Raw genomic sequence first — 13,951 nt, forward strand, 5'->3', positions numbered from 1 at the left:
CGGTAGCTGGAATAGTATAGTATTTGGTTTTTATCATTAAATTCTTATCGCTTTCTCTTTATTAAAAAGAAGTATCTGTTGAATTAATCATTTTCAAATGATACAGTAAGCTCCAAGGAACCATAAAAACAATACCTTTGACTACTTATTTTAAGAAGGTTCATTATTGGAGGAAATCAGATGCTACTTTTAAGTCAAACAGATATTGTCAAACATTTTTCTATGAACGAGGCAATTGATGCTACAAAACAAGCACTAAAAACATACAGTGAAGGACAAGCGGTCGTTCCTTTAAGAACCAATGTTGGCGTTGCCTCTCACAACGGACAAAGTCTTTTTATGCCAGCATATGTAGGTAGTGACGTAGATGCTTTTGGTATGAAAATCGTTTCTGTTTATCCCGATAACGTGGATAAAAATCTACCGAGTGTTCCAGCAACGGTCATTGTCTTAAACCCTGCTACTGGAATCGTTGATGCTGTGATGGATGGAACATACTTAACTCAACTTAGAACAGGTGCTGTTCAAGGAGCAGCAACAGAGCTATTAGCACGAAAAGATGCTGAAATTGGAGCACTTATTGGAACTGGTGGACAAGCAGCCTCACAATTAGAAGCTATGTTAACGGTTCGTAACTTAAAAGAAGTTCGTGTTTTTAGTAGAAATATAGAACATGCAGAAACTTTTGCAAAAAAAATGGCTGAGCGCTTTGATTGTAAAATTTTTGCTACAAAAACATGTCAAGAATGCGTAGAGAATGCCGATATTATCACTACTGTCACAACCTCTAATCTCCCTACTTTTAAAGCTGAATGGATTAAACCAGGAGCACATATAAATGGAATGGGTTCTTACACTCCTGACATGCAAGAAATGCCAAAAGAAATTCTTCAAAAAGCAGATGCTATTGTCTTCGATACGACAGATGGTGTTTTGGAAGAAGCAGGTGATTTCTTGATTCCGTTAAAAGAAGGATCTATTAATAAAGATAATTTCAAGGGGGAACTTGGACAATTAATCCTTGGTGAAATTTCTGGTAGAAAATCAGAAACTGATATCACTATTTTTAAATCAGTTGGATCTGCTGTCTTAGATGTCGTTGCCGGACAAGCAATTGTAAAAAAAGCCAAAGCACTTGGCTTCGGAACAGAAATCCAAATGTAGTTAAAATAATATAAAAGTTATGACAGAAGTGATTAACGCTGAGAAATAAACCGAAAATGGCTTCCCATATTTTTGAGAGTATTCGGCTTATTTCCGAGAGACCTTCACTAAGTAGGGACTATTCAGCAGCGATTCGTTGCCCTCATCTTGATTCATAGCAATTCTTAATGCTTTAGCATTTAGAAAAATCGGAAGTAAAGTGTTTTTCAGCCACTTTATACCATGTATCATCTGCTCTGCAAGCAGTCTCAGTGATTTATGGCAATGAAATCGAAACGAAGTGGCGTGCTGTTTCTGGAACACCGTTTAGTCGATTTTAGGGGGGGTGGGGCATACGAATGTCTCAGCCTCTTTATTTTTCTCTCAATGATGAGGAACAAACATTGTTTTAAATGCCGCCATCATTACTTCTTCCATTTCTTCTGGTGTTTCCCTAAAATCATTTTCTACCCATACAATCAACGCATTAAAAAGTCCGCCAAGATTGAACGCCAACGCATATTTCTGGATTTTCATTGATTCAAAAGAAAAAGTTTCACCTGAGTATAACGTTCGAATTTCTGGCAAGTACTTATCGTACATTTTCAAAATAAATAATTGCAGCTTATTTTTTACCAAACAGCTAACAAAAGGTTGATGTTCATACCAAAAGGAAAAATAAAGTTGAACTATTTTTCTCATATCGATTACAGGTTCTTTTTCTAATCTTTTTATATACGACTCACAAAGATCATCACAGTATCGAGAAATAATTTCTTCTTTTGATTTATAATGACGATAAAAAGTACGTCGATCCAATAATGCTTGCTCCGCAATATCTTTGACAGTTATTTTGGAAAAATTCTTTTCATCCATTAATTGCAGCAATGCTTTTGTTAATTCCTGTTTTGATCTAATGGATTGTTTCATTTTGCACCCTCCTTATTGTCACAGTTTAATCGTTTTTGTAGCACATTCCCTTGAATTGTAGCCTTTTCCTACACTCTTTATTATACTATCAGTAAATAAAGGTTCAATAAAATACCGATGGGATGTGCTGTTATGTTGGAACCATTAAACGTTGTATGGATTTTACCCGTTCTTTTTATCATTCACGATTTAGAAGAAGTGATTATGATGAAGGTTTGGAAGCAAAGATATTCTTCTCTCTTGTCAAAAATGCGTGTTGCTCCTTTTGGTGCCAACCGCTCAACCGCGGTTTTCGCTTGTGCCGTATTAGAAGAATTTGTATTGCTTGTTATCGTCTCTCTTTATTCTATTTGGTCAGGTAATTTTATAATTTATTACGCTTGTATATTTGGATATACGATTCATCTGCTCGTTCATATCATCCTAACATTAAGATTCAAAAAATATACACCTGGTATTGTCACAGTCTTCTTCCAGCTCCCTCTATGTATTTATTTTTTAGCTTTAATTCCCTTTACCTCAAGCTTTTTAATAACCAGTATTTTCGTTACTTTTGTCATTTTTCTAAATGTCTGGTTGCTCCATCAAGCAATGGGAACCTTTGCGAAATGGTTGAAAAGTTATGCTAGTGGCAAAAACTAGCATAACTTTTCATCTAAATTGAAATATTTGAATGGAATAATCTCATGAAACACTATTTTTGAGATCGACCAATAATTTCTCGCCTTTTCTCAATCGCTTTTTCAATCAAACTAACATGTTTCTCTTTATACTTTTCTAGATAGTCTTTAATTAGTTTTTGCTTCTTTCTTGATCCGCTCGCTTTACTTTCTAACAATTGTCCTTCTTGATCGACTTTTACACTAATATCAAAGTCAATGCTTTCATCATTACCGTGAAGGACAGATATACTGAAGTCATTTTCTCCCTCTACATTAACAATATAATTGTCATCATTTGCAATTACATTGACATTTTGTTCACTCATTGGAAAACCAATCAATCCAGCTGGTAATATATAAGTCCAATATACTACCTTCCCCTCCTTTAATTCGTAGCCGTTCCCGTCTTCTAAATTAATTGGTGCCACTACATTATTCTCCCAACCATAATATTCTAAATTATTGCGGTATCTATTTTCATCTATTCGTAATTTAGTATTAAACCCAAAATAGATAATAAAAACTGTACCTATAACTATCAATATTATTTTATAGTACTTATTCATTTTCATTTTTTTTGAAACACTTTTAGTCATTTCCTTGTCCTCCCTTAATAGGTGATCTAGAGAGATATTGAACAAATCACTAATTGAAACGATTGTATCTAAATCCGGGTAATTTCTACCAACTTCCCAACTAGAAACTGTTGAACGAGATACATTCAACAATTGTGCTAACTGATTTTGTGTTAACTCCTTTCTTAAACGTTGCTCTTTAATTTTATCTCCGATGTTCATACTATCACCTCTAAATTTATTTTCTCAATATCTGACAAATTAAGGTAGTCATTTACAGTATCATCCTCAAAATTTAACTGACACATTTCGTATCATGTTGAGCTATCAATACCTCCAGCTTTCTAACTATAAAAATAGCCTACTCATTGTAGCAATATTTCAACTCCTTTTCATCTTATTATTAATCAACTAGCAATCAGAAAAGCTAAATATAAATGATGAAATAGAATAGAGTAAATTACTTTGAAAGTATTCTTGGGAATTACTGGTAATTCAATGTAATTTTTAGACTTAAATTTTTTAATACAAAAAAGACCTAAAATGCTCTGTGAACTAGCACTTTAAGTCTTAAATTTTTATATTTTCTAACAAATAAAATCTCTTTTTTTTACTTACCTGACAGAATCAAGCCAATTTGAGCAATAATTGCACTGCCAGCATACGTCCCAATAAATACAAAAACTGCTACAATTGCTATTCTCCAAGAGGTTTTCCTTAAATCAACTAAACTATCTGCAACTGACAATCCTGCAAAAGCTAAGATAGGGGTTGTAATTGATAAAAAATCCACTCCTGAAATTGCTTGAACAAAAAAGTCAGAAATCAGGCAAAAAATTAATGAGACGATTGATACCCATCCTAAAATCGGAAAATCAGCTAATACTTTAACATTTAGCTTTTTAACTAGATTTGATACACCAACACCAATCATGGAAAAAGACCACAAAACAATTAAGCCTTGAAATGTTTGCAGCGTAATAGGCGTTGACTCTGGATTTTTTAATAATTTTATTCCTTGAGTAAATAAAATGAACAATACACTCAAAAGTAGAACACCAGAAATTTTTACATACTCATTAGTTTGCTTCTTTTCCATTTTCAGACCTCCTAGTTAAAAAATTATACATAAAGCGTTGCAATGGCACGGCTACAAAAACCATCGTATACGTTCCAATAAAGCTTGTTAACAATTGACTAGCGGCTGCATAAGATAGGATTGTTGTCTCTTGTTCTGGATAAATAGCGACTAAAGAAGACGAAGCCGCTGCCATCATGCTTGCAGATCCAACGCCTGAACTCATTGCTAAAGCACGGTAATCAAAACCTACACTTAAAAGAACCGGAGCGAAAATACTAAAAAAGATTGAACCAAATAGTGTCCCTATCAAGTAAAGAGACAAGACTCCTCTTCCTTCAGGTGAATCTAATGTATATTTTTCAGAAATATACGCTAACTCTCCTTCGCGACCCAAGCCTAAGGTTGCACCAATCGCTTCCCTTTTTAACCCAATTAATATCGCTACCGGCAATCCAATTAGCACAGTCCCTACATTTCCAAGCTCCTGAAAAAGAAAGACCCACCCAACACTTAAAATCTCTCTCAATCTAGGTGCCACATCTGCGCCATAACGAGCCATTAATGGCAACATAATATACAATAAATATTTTGCCGAAAAATTAATATTATTTTTTGAATATACTTTTTTTAAAATTCCTTTTCTCAATACTGGCAGTCCAAAAATCATTGTTAATAAAACCGCAAAAACTAACGGTAATACCGTAATTGTTGTTGAACCTATTGAAATAAATTGCATGCCAATTAGTTCAGCGACTGATACTATTAGCACCACAAAAAAAATCATCAACCCAAATTCTTTTTTCATTCTTCTCCCCCATTAATTGATTCTATTACCTGACGATATTCGGTAAATGAACGCTTATAAAATTTTGTATCATCTAAATCTTCTGACATTTTGCTAAAAACTTTGGTTAGAAACTCTGGAAATGTCTCCAACACAAAAATCGGATCAATTAATTTGAAATCATCCCCATGAATCGTTCCTTCAAAACCACCATAACTAATTTGAATGCACGGCATCATAAATGCTAAATCACCGATATCTCCCGCGGCCGCAATTCCACCACGATCATTAATAATATCGGGAATCCCCTCGAATTCCTTAAAGGTCTCCTCAACAAAAGAGTTCAAATAACGGTCCTGCACAAAGGGTAAATAGCCCATCTCAGTCTCAATCGTAACTTCGCCACCTAATGCTAATGCACTTCCCTTTGCAGCATCATCCAATTTGTCTGCAACTATTGGCATATATTCTAATGTTCTACAGCGTAAATCTGTGCCAATCGTCACTCTGTTGGGAATAACATTTGTAGACATATCACTTTCCAAAATAATCGGATTTGCTCGAATCATTTCCGTATCTCTAAATTGTTGACGATTTAAACCAACTGCTACATTAAATAATGTTGAAATGTTATAAGCGTTAATACCTGAAAAAGGATCAAAACCAGCATGGCTTGCTTTTCCGGTAAAATGATATCTCTTATATAAAAAACCAGCCAAATCACAATTTACTTCAATAGTAGGTCTTTCAAATAATTCCCCAATCGAATGGACACAGACACCAAAGTCAATATCATCAAAAATTCCCAGCCTCATTGCTTCTGGTTTTCCACCAAGAAACTCAATTTTTCCTTGCTCTACTAAAGAACGACGAAAATCTAAATCTAAATATTCCTCTGCTGGAATAAAAATAAAGCACAAATTAAAATCTAATTCTAGATATTCCTTCGTTTGTACATAATGATTATATAGCGAAAGTCCAATAGCAACTTGTGTAAAATGCCCACAATTATGAGCGGCGCCAGTATCAGGATCCGCTTGAAAATGAGTCGGTGCATACACTGCATCTAGCTCAGCAATAAAAGCCATTGTTTTTCCTTTCCCATTCTTTAAATAGGTTTTTATTCCCGTTTCAGAAAAAGTTGAATAAGTGATTTCAGGATTAATTCTCTTCAATTCCTCTACTATTTTTCCTGAAGTGCGAAATTCTTTATACCCTAATTCAGGAAATTCAAATAAATCCTCTGTAAAAAGCTTTAATTTTTCATAATAATTAGAAAATGTAGTCATTTTTTCACGCTCCTTTTCTATCAGGTACTTTTTTTATCTTACAATTTAATTAGAAATAGGTCAATAAGAAAATTTTTTTCAATAAAAAATCTGAAATAATCAATTGTACTAACAACTTACCAGAATCCGTACATTAAAAAAAATCTCATAAATAATATAAAATGGCAAAAAAAGCGTTAGATAAAACTAATAGTAGTTTTATCTAACTCTTTCAACTTCAGTGAAATAAAAATTACTGATCTTTCTTATTTATCGTCAAATGAAATGCTATGTGTTTCCATGTCCTTGAGTGCCGCGTCAGCAATTGATTTGTTCCCTTTGAATTTAGCATAGTAATAAGCAAATATATAGTCTTGTTTTGCATCTTGTCCTAGCATTTGTTTATTGAAAGCTACTTCATATAGTAATTGCTCTAAGTAAAATGATGAATTATTTTCTTTGTTCAATTTGATTCCTTGTTCACAAAGTTTTAAGCTCTTTTTGTAATCACCATGTTGACTATAAAAATTAGAAGAATCATAGAAAACTTTGTAAGCCATTTTAGGTATTTCTCTACCATATTCTGCTAACATTTTCACAGATTTATCATGATAAATCTTAGCTCTGTCCATTTTTTTCTCTAAAGCATACATCGTACCAATTGCATTATCACTCATGATATTGTAAATATTTACTTTATCTTTGATTTCTGCACCTTGATATAGGTAAAACAATGCTTCTGACGAGTCTTTCACTCCTAGTAAACTTGTAATACCATGGTAATAGTTATATTTGTCCAAAAGTAAACTATTGTGGTGAGGAATTGGATTAGAATAATCCTGCAACATCTTAAAAGCTTCTTTATATTTAAGATGATTACATTTGTCTTCAATTACGTCCAAGAATTCATTAAATTTTTGCTCTTCTGAAGGAACTAAGAAGTCATTAACATCAACACCCAAACGCATACAAACCTGTGAAAAGATGTCCAAACTATCACATGTGTTTCTTGATTCAATGTTACTTATTGTCGCTTGCGTACAGATTCCTTTGGCTAACTCTGCTTGTGATAAATGCGCCGCTTTTCTCGCTTCCTTAATCTTACTACCTAATACTTGCACTGTAAAATTCTCTCCATTCCTTGATAATAATGTAGTTATCCCTCTTCCGTACCTATCAATTTAGATACAGTTAAGAGCGATGTCAATAAGAGGTGATGCAACTTGGCTAACTCCTTGAATTAACCTTTGAAAAGATGTTCATTTAGAACCATTCAAGAATAAAAATAAATACTCCTTTTGCTCACTTTATATGGATGTATTAATAGTTTATTCTTTTCAGTAGTATATCATAGAGATAAACAATTTTGCTACCGTTTCCGGACTGATTTTTATTTTATTTATATTTATTAGATGATTTATTCAAATATATTCTCCGTATAATTTATTTAAAATAACTCTAGACGGATAATAGATTATGTTTCTAATTTTCAAAACCGTTCTTCACAAGATTCCCTTTTAAATAACTTGGAAATTTTAAAAAAATGAACGCTACTTAGTTTAGCCTTTAATATCAAAGCTTTTACCATCATTTTTTCCCTTTACCAGCTAAAAAAAAACACTACCAACTATCTTTAAAGAACTATTTAAGCAAATATAAAATTTTTTTTGCATCAATTAAATGATTTTCTATAACAAATTTATTTTAGATCATTATATTAATTGGCGATTTAGAAATTTTAAAGATTCGTCTCTTCAGATTTTTCCAATCAGTTTCATTGTATAAAATAACCCCTTCGGTCAATAATTAATATTTATTACTACATTATACTTATTCTATACTAAGTACATTCAACTCCTTACGCCTTGCAGTAAAAAGAACCACTTTCACCCCCATAATTGTTGATTTAGAAGCTTTTATTATTGCTAAGCTTCTTTAAGTTCGTTCTCTTGTACCAATTAAGAACACCATGTAACACCTATTTGGTATAGTCTCTATTTTCCACCTACTCCTTAGAATATACCTTTAATTTTGTTTTTTCACAAAAATTTGTATTTTATTTCTTTAACTTTCTCAGAATAAAAATATTCTATTGACTCTTTTGGTCTCATTAAAAGATATAATGAGACCTTTTTCACAAAACAATAGAAGTTATCTAATTGTCCCTAACACAACTAGCTGTTGCGCAACAAAATTATTTGTTATTTATTTACAAAAGGAATCACCTTAAAACTGAAAGGAAAAAGGGGCTCGCTTCATATGAACGACTCTAGATCCAGCAACTATACAGAAATGTTACAGATGGTCTAACTCCTTATGCTAATCATCCAGCACTTCGCTTCTATACATTAGAGTGAAGAAATGGCTACTTTATTGCTGTTTATTCCAAGATAATCCATCTACAAACTAAACAATTGCCATAGATGCATTAACGCTTCTAGAAAAGAAACTTCCTACCGAAATACAGTCTATTCCTAAAAATTACACACTAATATTTTCATGTTACATTCTATAAAGTTGATTAAATCAGCTTTCTTCCTTATTTTTTCTGGCATGCTTCTTGCTTAATATAAAGGTGTAAATATAAAACAAGGAGTGTATGATAATGGCTAAAAAAACAATTATGTTGGTTTGTTCTGCAGGAATGAGTACTAGTCTATTGGTAACAAAAATGCAAAAAGCTGCTGAAGAGCGCGGAATGGAAGCAGATATTTTTGCAGTATCAGCATCTGATGCTGATAATAACTTAGAAGCGAAAGATGTGAATGTCTTACTTTTAGGCCCGCAAGTTCGCTTTATGAAAACACAATTTGAACAAAAATTGGAATCTAAAGGAATTCCTTTAGACGTTATCAATATGTCTGATTACGGGCTAATGAATGGCGAAAAAGTATTAGACCAAGCAATTGCTTTAATGGAAAAATAATCGAAAAAAATATTGACATGTAGGGAGTTCTTAAATTGGAAAATCAACAAAATCTAGAAGCTGTTATGGGCTTAATTATGTATGGTGGAAATGCAAAAAGCGATGCTATGGAAGCAATCGCAGCAGCAAAAAAAGGGGATTTTGAATTAGCTGACCAAAAAATCGCTGATGCTGAGGCGTCTTTAGTACAAGCACACCATTCTCAAACAGGAATGTTAACACAAGAAGCACAAGGAGATCACATTCAAGTAACATTATTGACTGTGCATAGTCAAGATCACTTAATGACATCCATCGCCTTTACTGATTTAGCAAAAGAAATCATCGATTTATATCGTCGTATGGAAAATCAGTAGATTCTTCTACTCATTTTCCACCTATCAACAAATCAATTTTTTTGGGAATTTCACAGAAAACGGTTGAGATAGACGTCGTTTCGTGGCGAGAAATTGGACCGAAAAGCGCACCATACACGTCATGTATTGAGTGATTTTCGGGAAATTTCCGAAGCCCCAGACTTTTGACCACTGTTTATTCCAATTTAGAGGATGAAACAAAACTGATTTTTAGTTTTGTTTCATCCTCTTTTTCCTTCAACTACTCAAACCTAAACGACTTTTGACTCCCCTCTTCCCTCTATAAAAGACTTTGATACAAGTCAATAATCTCTGAAACAGAAGCCTCTCTTGGATTTCCTGGTGTACAAACATCTCTAAAAGCATCTTCAGCAATTGCTGGAATGTCTGCTGCTTTCACCCCTAATTCTGAAATGGTTGAAGGAATTCCTACCTCTTTACTTAACTGACTAATTGCAGTAATAGCTGCTTCTCTGACCACATTTAATGGTAATATTTCAGCATCTTTAAGGCGAAGTGCCCGTGCAATCTCACGGTATTTTTCTCCTGTATAGTCCTTATTGAACGCCATCACTGTTGGTAGCAGTGACGCACATGCAACGCCATGAGGAATATTGTACCAAGCACTCAAGGGATGTGCCATGCCATGAACTAAACCTAACCCCACATTCGAAAAGCCCATCCCTGCAATATATTGACCTAAAGCCATCTCCTCACGTCCAATTTGATTTCCAGCTACTGAATCTCTCAATGAACGTCCGATAAGTTCAATCGCTTTAATATGAAGCATATCAGTAAGTTCCCAAGCACCTTTCGTAATAAACCCTTCAATTGCATGTGTCATCGCATCCATTCCCGTTGCTGCCGCTAAACTTTCGGGCATTCCCATCATCATGTCACTATCTACAAAAGCGACAATTGGAATATCATGGGGATCAACACAAACAAATTTTCGATGATTAACTTCATCGGTAATCACATAATTAATGGTAACTTCTGCTGCTGTCCCAGAAGTTGTTGGCACTGCCAAAATCGGAACAGAAGGATTTTTCGTAGCTGCTGTCCCTTCTAAGCTTAAAACATCCTCAAATTCAGGATTCGCTACAATAATTCCAACGGCTTTTGCTGTATCAATTGGTGAACCTCCACCAATCGCGATAATACAATCTGCTTCAGCTTTTTTGAATGCCACTACCCCTTCTTTAACTACTTGGATTGTTGGATTCGGTACAATGCCATCATATACTTCATAGCTGATTTTTGCTGTGTCTAATAAAGAAATAACCTTGGTTGCCACGCCAAATTTAATCAGCTCCTTATCAGTAATCACTAAGGCTTTTTGAAAATTTCTTTGTTTAAATTCTGAAACAATTTCTTTGATTGCGCCTTTGCCGAAATAAGATGTTTCGTTTAAAATCATTCTATTTACCATTTCTTATTCACCTCTAGATAGTTTTTTCGAATTTGCTTACATAGTTCCTTGGCCTCTTTTTCCTTTTTAAATGGAATTGTTTTCTTCTTATCTCTATAAATAAGGGTCAATGTATAAAAAGCTTTTGTTTGATGAAGAGAAAGGTTTTTTAGCCCTCTTGTAGGAAATAATTGAAATAGCCCTTCTCTAAAGTCGATGAGTAAATAGTCTTTCGTCCCTACCACCTGATTATTATTAGATACAAACAGTTTCTCTTGCTTAACCTGTGCCACTAATTTTTTATCTAGTTGCTTAATTTCTTCAATGCTTGCGATTTTAAACGTCTCATAGATTTCATCAATTAATGGTTGATTTTTACTTTTATTCTTGAAAAAAACAAGCCCAATCCCTCCACTTACCAAACAAGCAAGAATCGTTAGCATCGCGGAAAAATTTTGGAATGAAGTATTTTTCTGTAAAAAGTACTCGTTAAAAAAATAAAGGAAGCAAATAATAGTCATTCCTTTTAGAAAAATAGCTAATTGATTCAGTGTGTGACTAAAAGAGATTTTTCGCATGAGTATTCCGTGGTTTAAAAACATACTTTTTTTCCCCTTCCAGTAAAACAGACTCTAAATATCTTCTTAATTCTTTTTCGTAGTTAACAGCTAAAATATTGTTTAAGTGAACAGAATTGTGTACCAATGTATAAAACGTAGAAACAGCATCCATATGGCCCTTTTGGTCTGCTGGTGCGATCATCACAATCAAACGTACATCTAGCTCCTTACTAAAAGCTACTGGATAAGATAATTTTAATAGAGACATACTTAAGCGATTGACACCATCTTCTGGTCCTGCATGAGGAATCGCTGTTTCTGGAGCAACGACAAAATAAGGGTATTCTGGGTCATAGTCATTGATTATTTTTTCTACATATCTAGGTTCTATTGCCCCTTCTTTCAGCAAAGGTTTGCTGACTAAATGAATCGCTTCGTTAAAAGATAAGGGTTGATCGTAAATTTGAATATGCTTTAATGGCAATAAATCAAGTAAAGAATTACTACTTTCTGTTTCCACTTGACTCGCAATATCTTCATATTCTAAAGAAGAAAAATACTTATTGAGAGCAGTTTCTAAATGATCTTTGTCAGCTATACTACCATACTGTTCAATCAATTTTATTAATTTTTCTGTGTTAACCATCGCCGGCAGATTGCCTTTTTCGGCTCCATTTAGCTCACTTTCGACTTTTTGTTTCAATTCTCTCTTTTCTTGTTCATTCAAGAAATGCTTAATTATAAAAGTTCGCTGCTGAGTGTCTAAATAAACCGTTGAAAACACAAAATCGGCTACTGGATTCTCTTCATAAAATTCTCTTAACGACATAAATCGAGTAAAATGAATTTGTGGAAACAACTCTTTTAAATTTTCTAAAAGTAAACGAGAAACCGAAACACCGTGCATACAAACAACTAGCGCAGTTTTTGTGACATTCATTTCACGTAAATCTTCTTTTAAAAAACTAAGAAAAATAATTGTTAAGTAAACCAATTCCTGTTCTGGAAAACAGATTTGCAGTGTTTTTTCTAGTGGTTGTATGGAAGAGGCTACTAATTCATGAAAATAATTATATTCATGAATGACTTGTTTCGCTAAAGGATTACTATCGGGCACACCAAATTTGATTCGATAAATAGCTGGAATTAAATGCTGATACAAACTATTACAAAGCTCTTTACGTTTTTCAACTTGAGTAATACTTAAGCGTTCAAAATTAGAGACTGCTTGGTAAATTGCCTGCATCAACGCTTGATCCTTTTGACTCATATTATTTTTAATCGTGTTCGTGCTTAAAATTTGAATAGTAATAAATTGCAACTCATTCTGTTGATTTTTCTCAGGTAAAAAAGGGGTAAATATCTCAGAAACCTTGTGATAAATGGAGAGATCGACATACTTTTCTACCGACTCCATTTGAATCCTACTCCCTTGATTCGCTCTCAATATCCCCATATAAATCACATAAGAAAGCTGAATTACCTTCGTTTCGGAAAAAAATACGTTCAAAACATTTTCTAGTCTGCATATATTTTGTTCAATCGCCTGAATCAAAGGTTGCTCTATTTTTAGAACTTTTTGAATCGTATGAAAAACAATACTGTCTTCCACAATCCCCTTTAAAAGAGTAATTGCTAGTTTTCGAATTTCCACTTCATTTCCTACTAAAGAATAGCTGGTTTTTCTAGAATATTGTAGTTGTATTTTTTTATCCTGTAACTCTTCTTTTAACTTTTTCATATCCGCAAGAATCGTATTTTTACTGACAAACAACGTATCAGACAATGTGGTCAACGTTTGATTCTTATTGAAAATTAGAACCAACAATAGATAATTGAGCCGTTCGTGATCTGAAAAATGAATCAAAGACGAACACGTTTCAATGAATTGTTTTTTTTCCAGCATTGTCAACTCAATGTAAAGACGTTGATTTTTTCTCAAAATCATTGGCAAGTGCTCTTGAATCAGCAGCATATTAATCTTTTTTAAGCGATAATTCAGTTGGCCTTTAGTAATCCCAAGCTCAGAAATTATTTTTGTGATGGAAATACCCGACTTATTTACAATCATTTCAATCATTTGAATCGTCATTGAATCCATTTTCAATCACTACTTTCTTTTGTAAAGAGGCTGGGACATTCGTATACCCCAACCCCCTAAAATCAACTAAACGGTGTTCCAGAAACAGCACGCCACTTCGTTTCGATTTCATTGCCATAAATCACTGCGACTGCTTGCAGAGCAGATGATACAT

At 33.6% G+C, this 13,951-nt stretch carries 14 protein-coding genes; 4 read left to right on the forward strand and 10 right to left on the reverse strand.

From position 1 onward, the window contains the following. Positions 1-180 precede the first annotated feature (180 nt). Positions 181-1,164, forward strand: a complete 984-nt coding sequence (locus BCR26_RS05965; RefSeq protein ID WP_069698055.1) for an ornithine cyclodeaminase family protein — start codon at positions 181-183, stop codon at positions 1,162-1,164. A 363-nt stretch (positions 1,165-1,527) separates the two neighbouring features. On the opposite strand, the gene BCR26_RS05970 is transcribed toward BCR26_RS05965, so the two are convergent. Next, a complete protein-coding gene (locus BCR26_RS05970; RefSeq protein WP_069698056.1) occupies positions 1,528-2,073 on the reverse strand; it encodes a TetR/AcrR family transcriptional regulator in 546 nt (181 codons plus the stop codon). Between the two features lie 132 nt (positions 2,074-2,205). Here BCR26_RS05970 and BCR26_RS05975 point away from each other — a divergent pair, with 132 nt between their 5' ends. Continuing rightward, positions 2,206-2,715: an HXXEE domain-containing protein gene (locus BCR26_RS05975; RefSeq protein WP_069698057.1), complete on the forward strand. Its 510-nt coding sequence runs from the start codon at positions 2,206-2,208 to the stop codon at positions 2,713-2,715. Positions 2,716-2,767: 52 nt separating this feature from the next. Here BCR26_RS05975 and BCR26_RS05980 read toward each other — a convergent pair whose 3' ends face one another. The 5 genes from BCR26_RS05980 to BCR26_RS06000 all read right to left on the reverse strand — a co-directional run bounded on the left by BCR26_RS05980 (position 2,768) and on the right by BCR26_RS06000 (position 7,564). Then, complete coding sequence (locus BCR26_RS05980) at positions 2,768-3,532, reverse strand: helix-turn-helix domain-containing protein (protein ID WP_069698058.1); 765 nt, start codon at positions 3,530-3,532, stop codon at positions 2,768-2,770. A 388-nt stretch (positions 3,533-3,920) separates the two neighbouring features. Next, the gene (locus tag BCR26_RS05985) at positions 3,921-4,409 is read right to left on the reverse strand and encodes a hypothetical protein (protein ID WP_069698059.1); all 489 of its coding nucleotides are present in this window, start codon (positions 4,407-4,409) and stop codon (positions 3,921-3,923) included. Continuing rightward, positions 4,390-5,196: a DUF3100 domain-containing protein gene (locus tag BCR26_RS05990; RefSeq protein WP_069698060.1), complete on the reverse strand. Its 807-nt coding sequence runs from the start codon at positions 5,194-5,196 to the stop codon at positions 4,390-4,392. Before BCR26_RS05990 ends, BCR26_RS05985 begins: the two co-directional genes overlap by 20 nt. Beyond that, positions 5,193-6,464, reverse strand: coding sequence for a M20/M25/M40 family metallo-hydrolase (locus tag BCR26_RS05995; protein ID WP_069698061.1), 1,272 nt, complete (start codon positions 6,462-6,464; stop codon positions 5,193-5,195). Before BCR26_RS05995 ends, BCR26_RS05990 begins: the two co-directional genes overlap by 4 nt. 245 nt (positions 6,465-6,709) lie before the next feature. Then, positions 6,710-7,564 (reverse strand): helix-turn-helix domain-containing protein, encoded by an 855-nt coding sequence (locus BCR26_RS06000; RefSeq protein ID WP_069698062.1) that lies wholly within the window; start codon positions 7,562-7,564, stop codon positions 6,710-6,712. Between the two features lie 1,484 nt (positions 7,565-9,048). Here BCR26_RS06000 and BCR26_RS06005 point away from each other — a divergent pair. Next, positions 9,049-9,369, forward strand: coding sequence for a PTS sugar transporter subunit IIB (locus BCR26_RS06005; RefSeq protein ID WP_069698063.1), 321 nt, complete (start codon positions 9,049-9,051; stop codon positions 9,367-9,369). A gap of 35 nt (positions 9,370-9,404) precedes the next feature. After that, complete coding sequence (locus tag BCR26_RS06010) at positions 9,405-9,725, forward strand: PTS lactose/cellobiose transporter subunit IIA (protein WP_069698064.1); 321 nt, start codon at positions 9,405-9,407, stop codon at positions 9,723-9,725. A 280-nt stretch (positions 9,726-10,005) separates the two neighbouring features. Here the strand turns inward: BCR26_RS06010 and fucO are convergent, their stop codons facing one another. From fucO to BCR26_RS18495, 4 genes are read right to left on the reverse strand one after another with little or no spacing between them, the layout of a single operon-like run. After that, complete coding sequence (gene fucO, locus BCR26_RS06015) at positions 10,006-11,157, reverse strand: lactaldehyde reductase (protein ID WP_069698065.1); 1,152 nt, start codon at positions 11,155-11,157, stop codon at positions 10,006-10,008. Beyond that, complete coding sequence (locus BCR26_RS06020; protein WP_169818860.1) at positions 11,151-11,714, reverse strand: hypothetical protein; 564 nt, start codon at positions 11,712-11,714, stop codon at positions 11,151-11,153. Before BCR26_RS06020 ends, fucO begins: the two co-directional genes overlap by 7 nt. Then, positions 11,695-13,797, reverse strand: a complete 2,103-nt coding sequence (locus BCR26_RS06025) for a BglG family transcription antiterminator (RefSeq protein ID WP_069698067.1) — start codon at positions 13,795-13,797, stop codon at positions 11,695-11,697. Before BCR26_RS06025 ends, BCR26_RS06020 begins: the two co-directional genes overlap by 20 nt. Continuing rightward, complete coding sequence (locus BCR26_RS18495; protein WP_169818861.1) at positions 13,769-13,915, reverse strand: hypothetical protein; 147 nt, start codon at positions 13,913-13,915, stop codon at positions 13,769-13,771. Before BCR26_RS18495 ends, BCR26_RS06025 begins: the two co-directional genes overlap by 29 nt. Positions 13,916-13,951 lie beyond the last annotated feature (36 nt).

Source organism: Enterococcus rivorum, assembly GCF_001742285.1.
Lineage (GTDB): Bacteria > Bacillota > Bacilli > Lactobacillales > Enterococcaceae > Enterococcus_L > Enterococcus_L rivorum.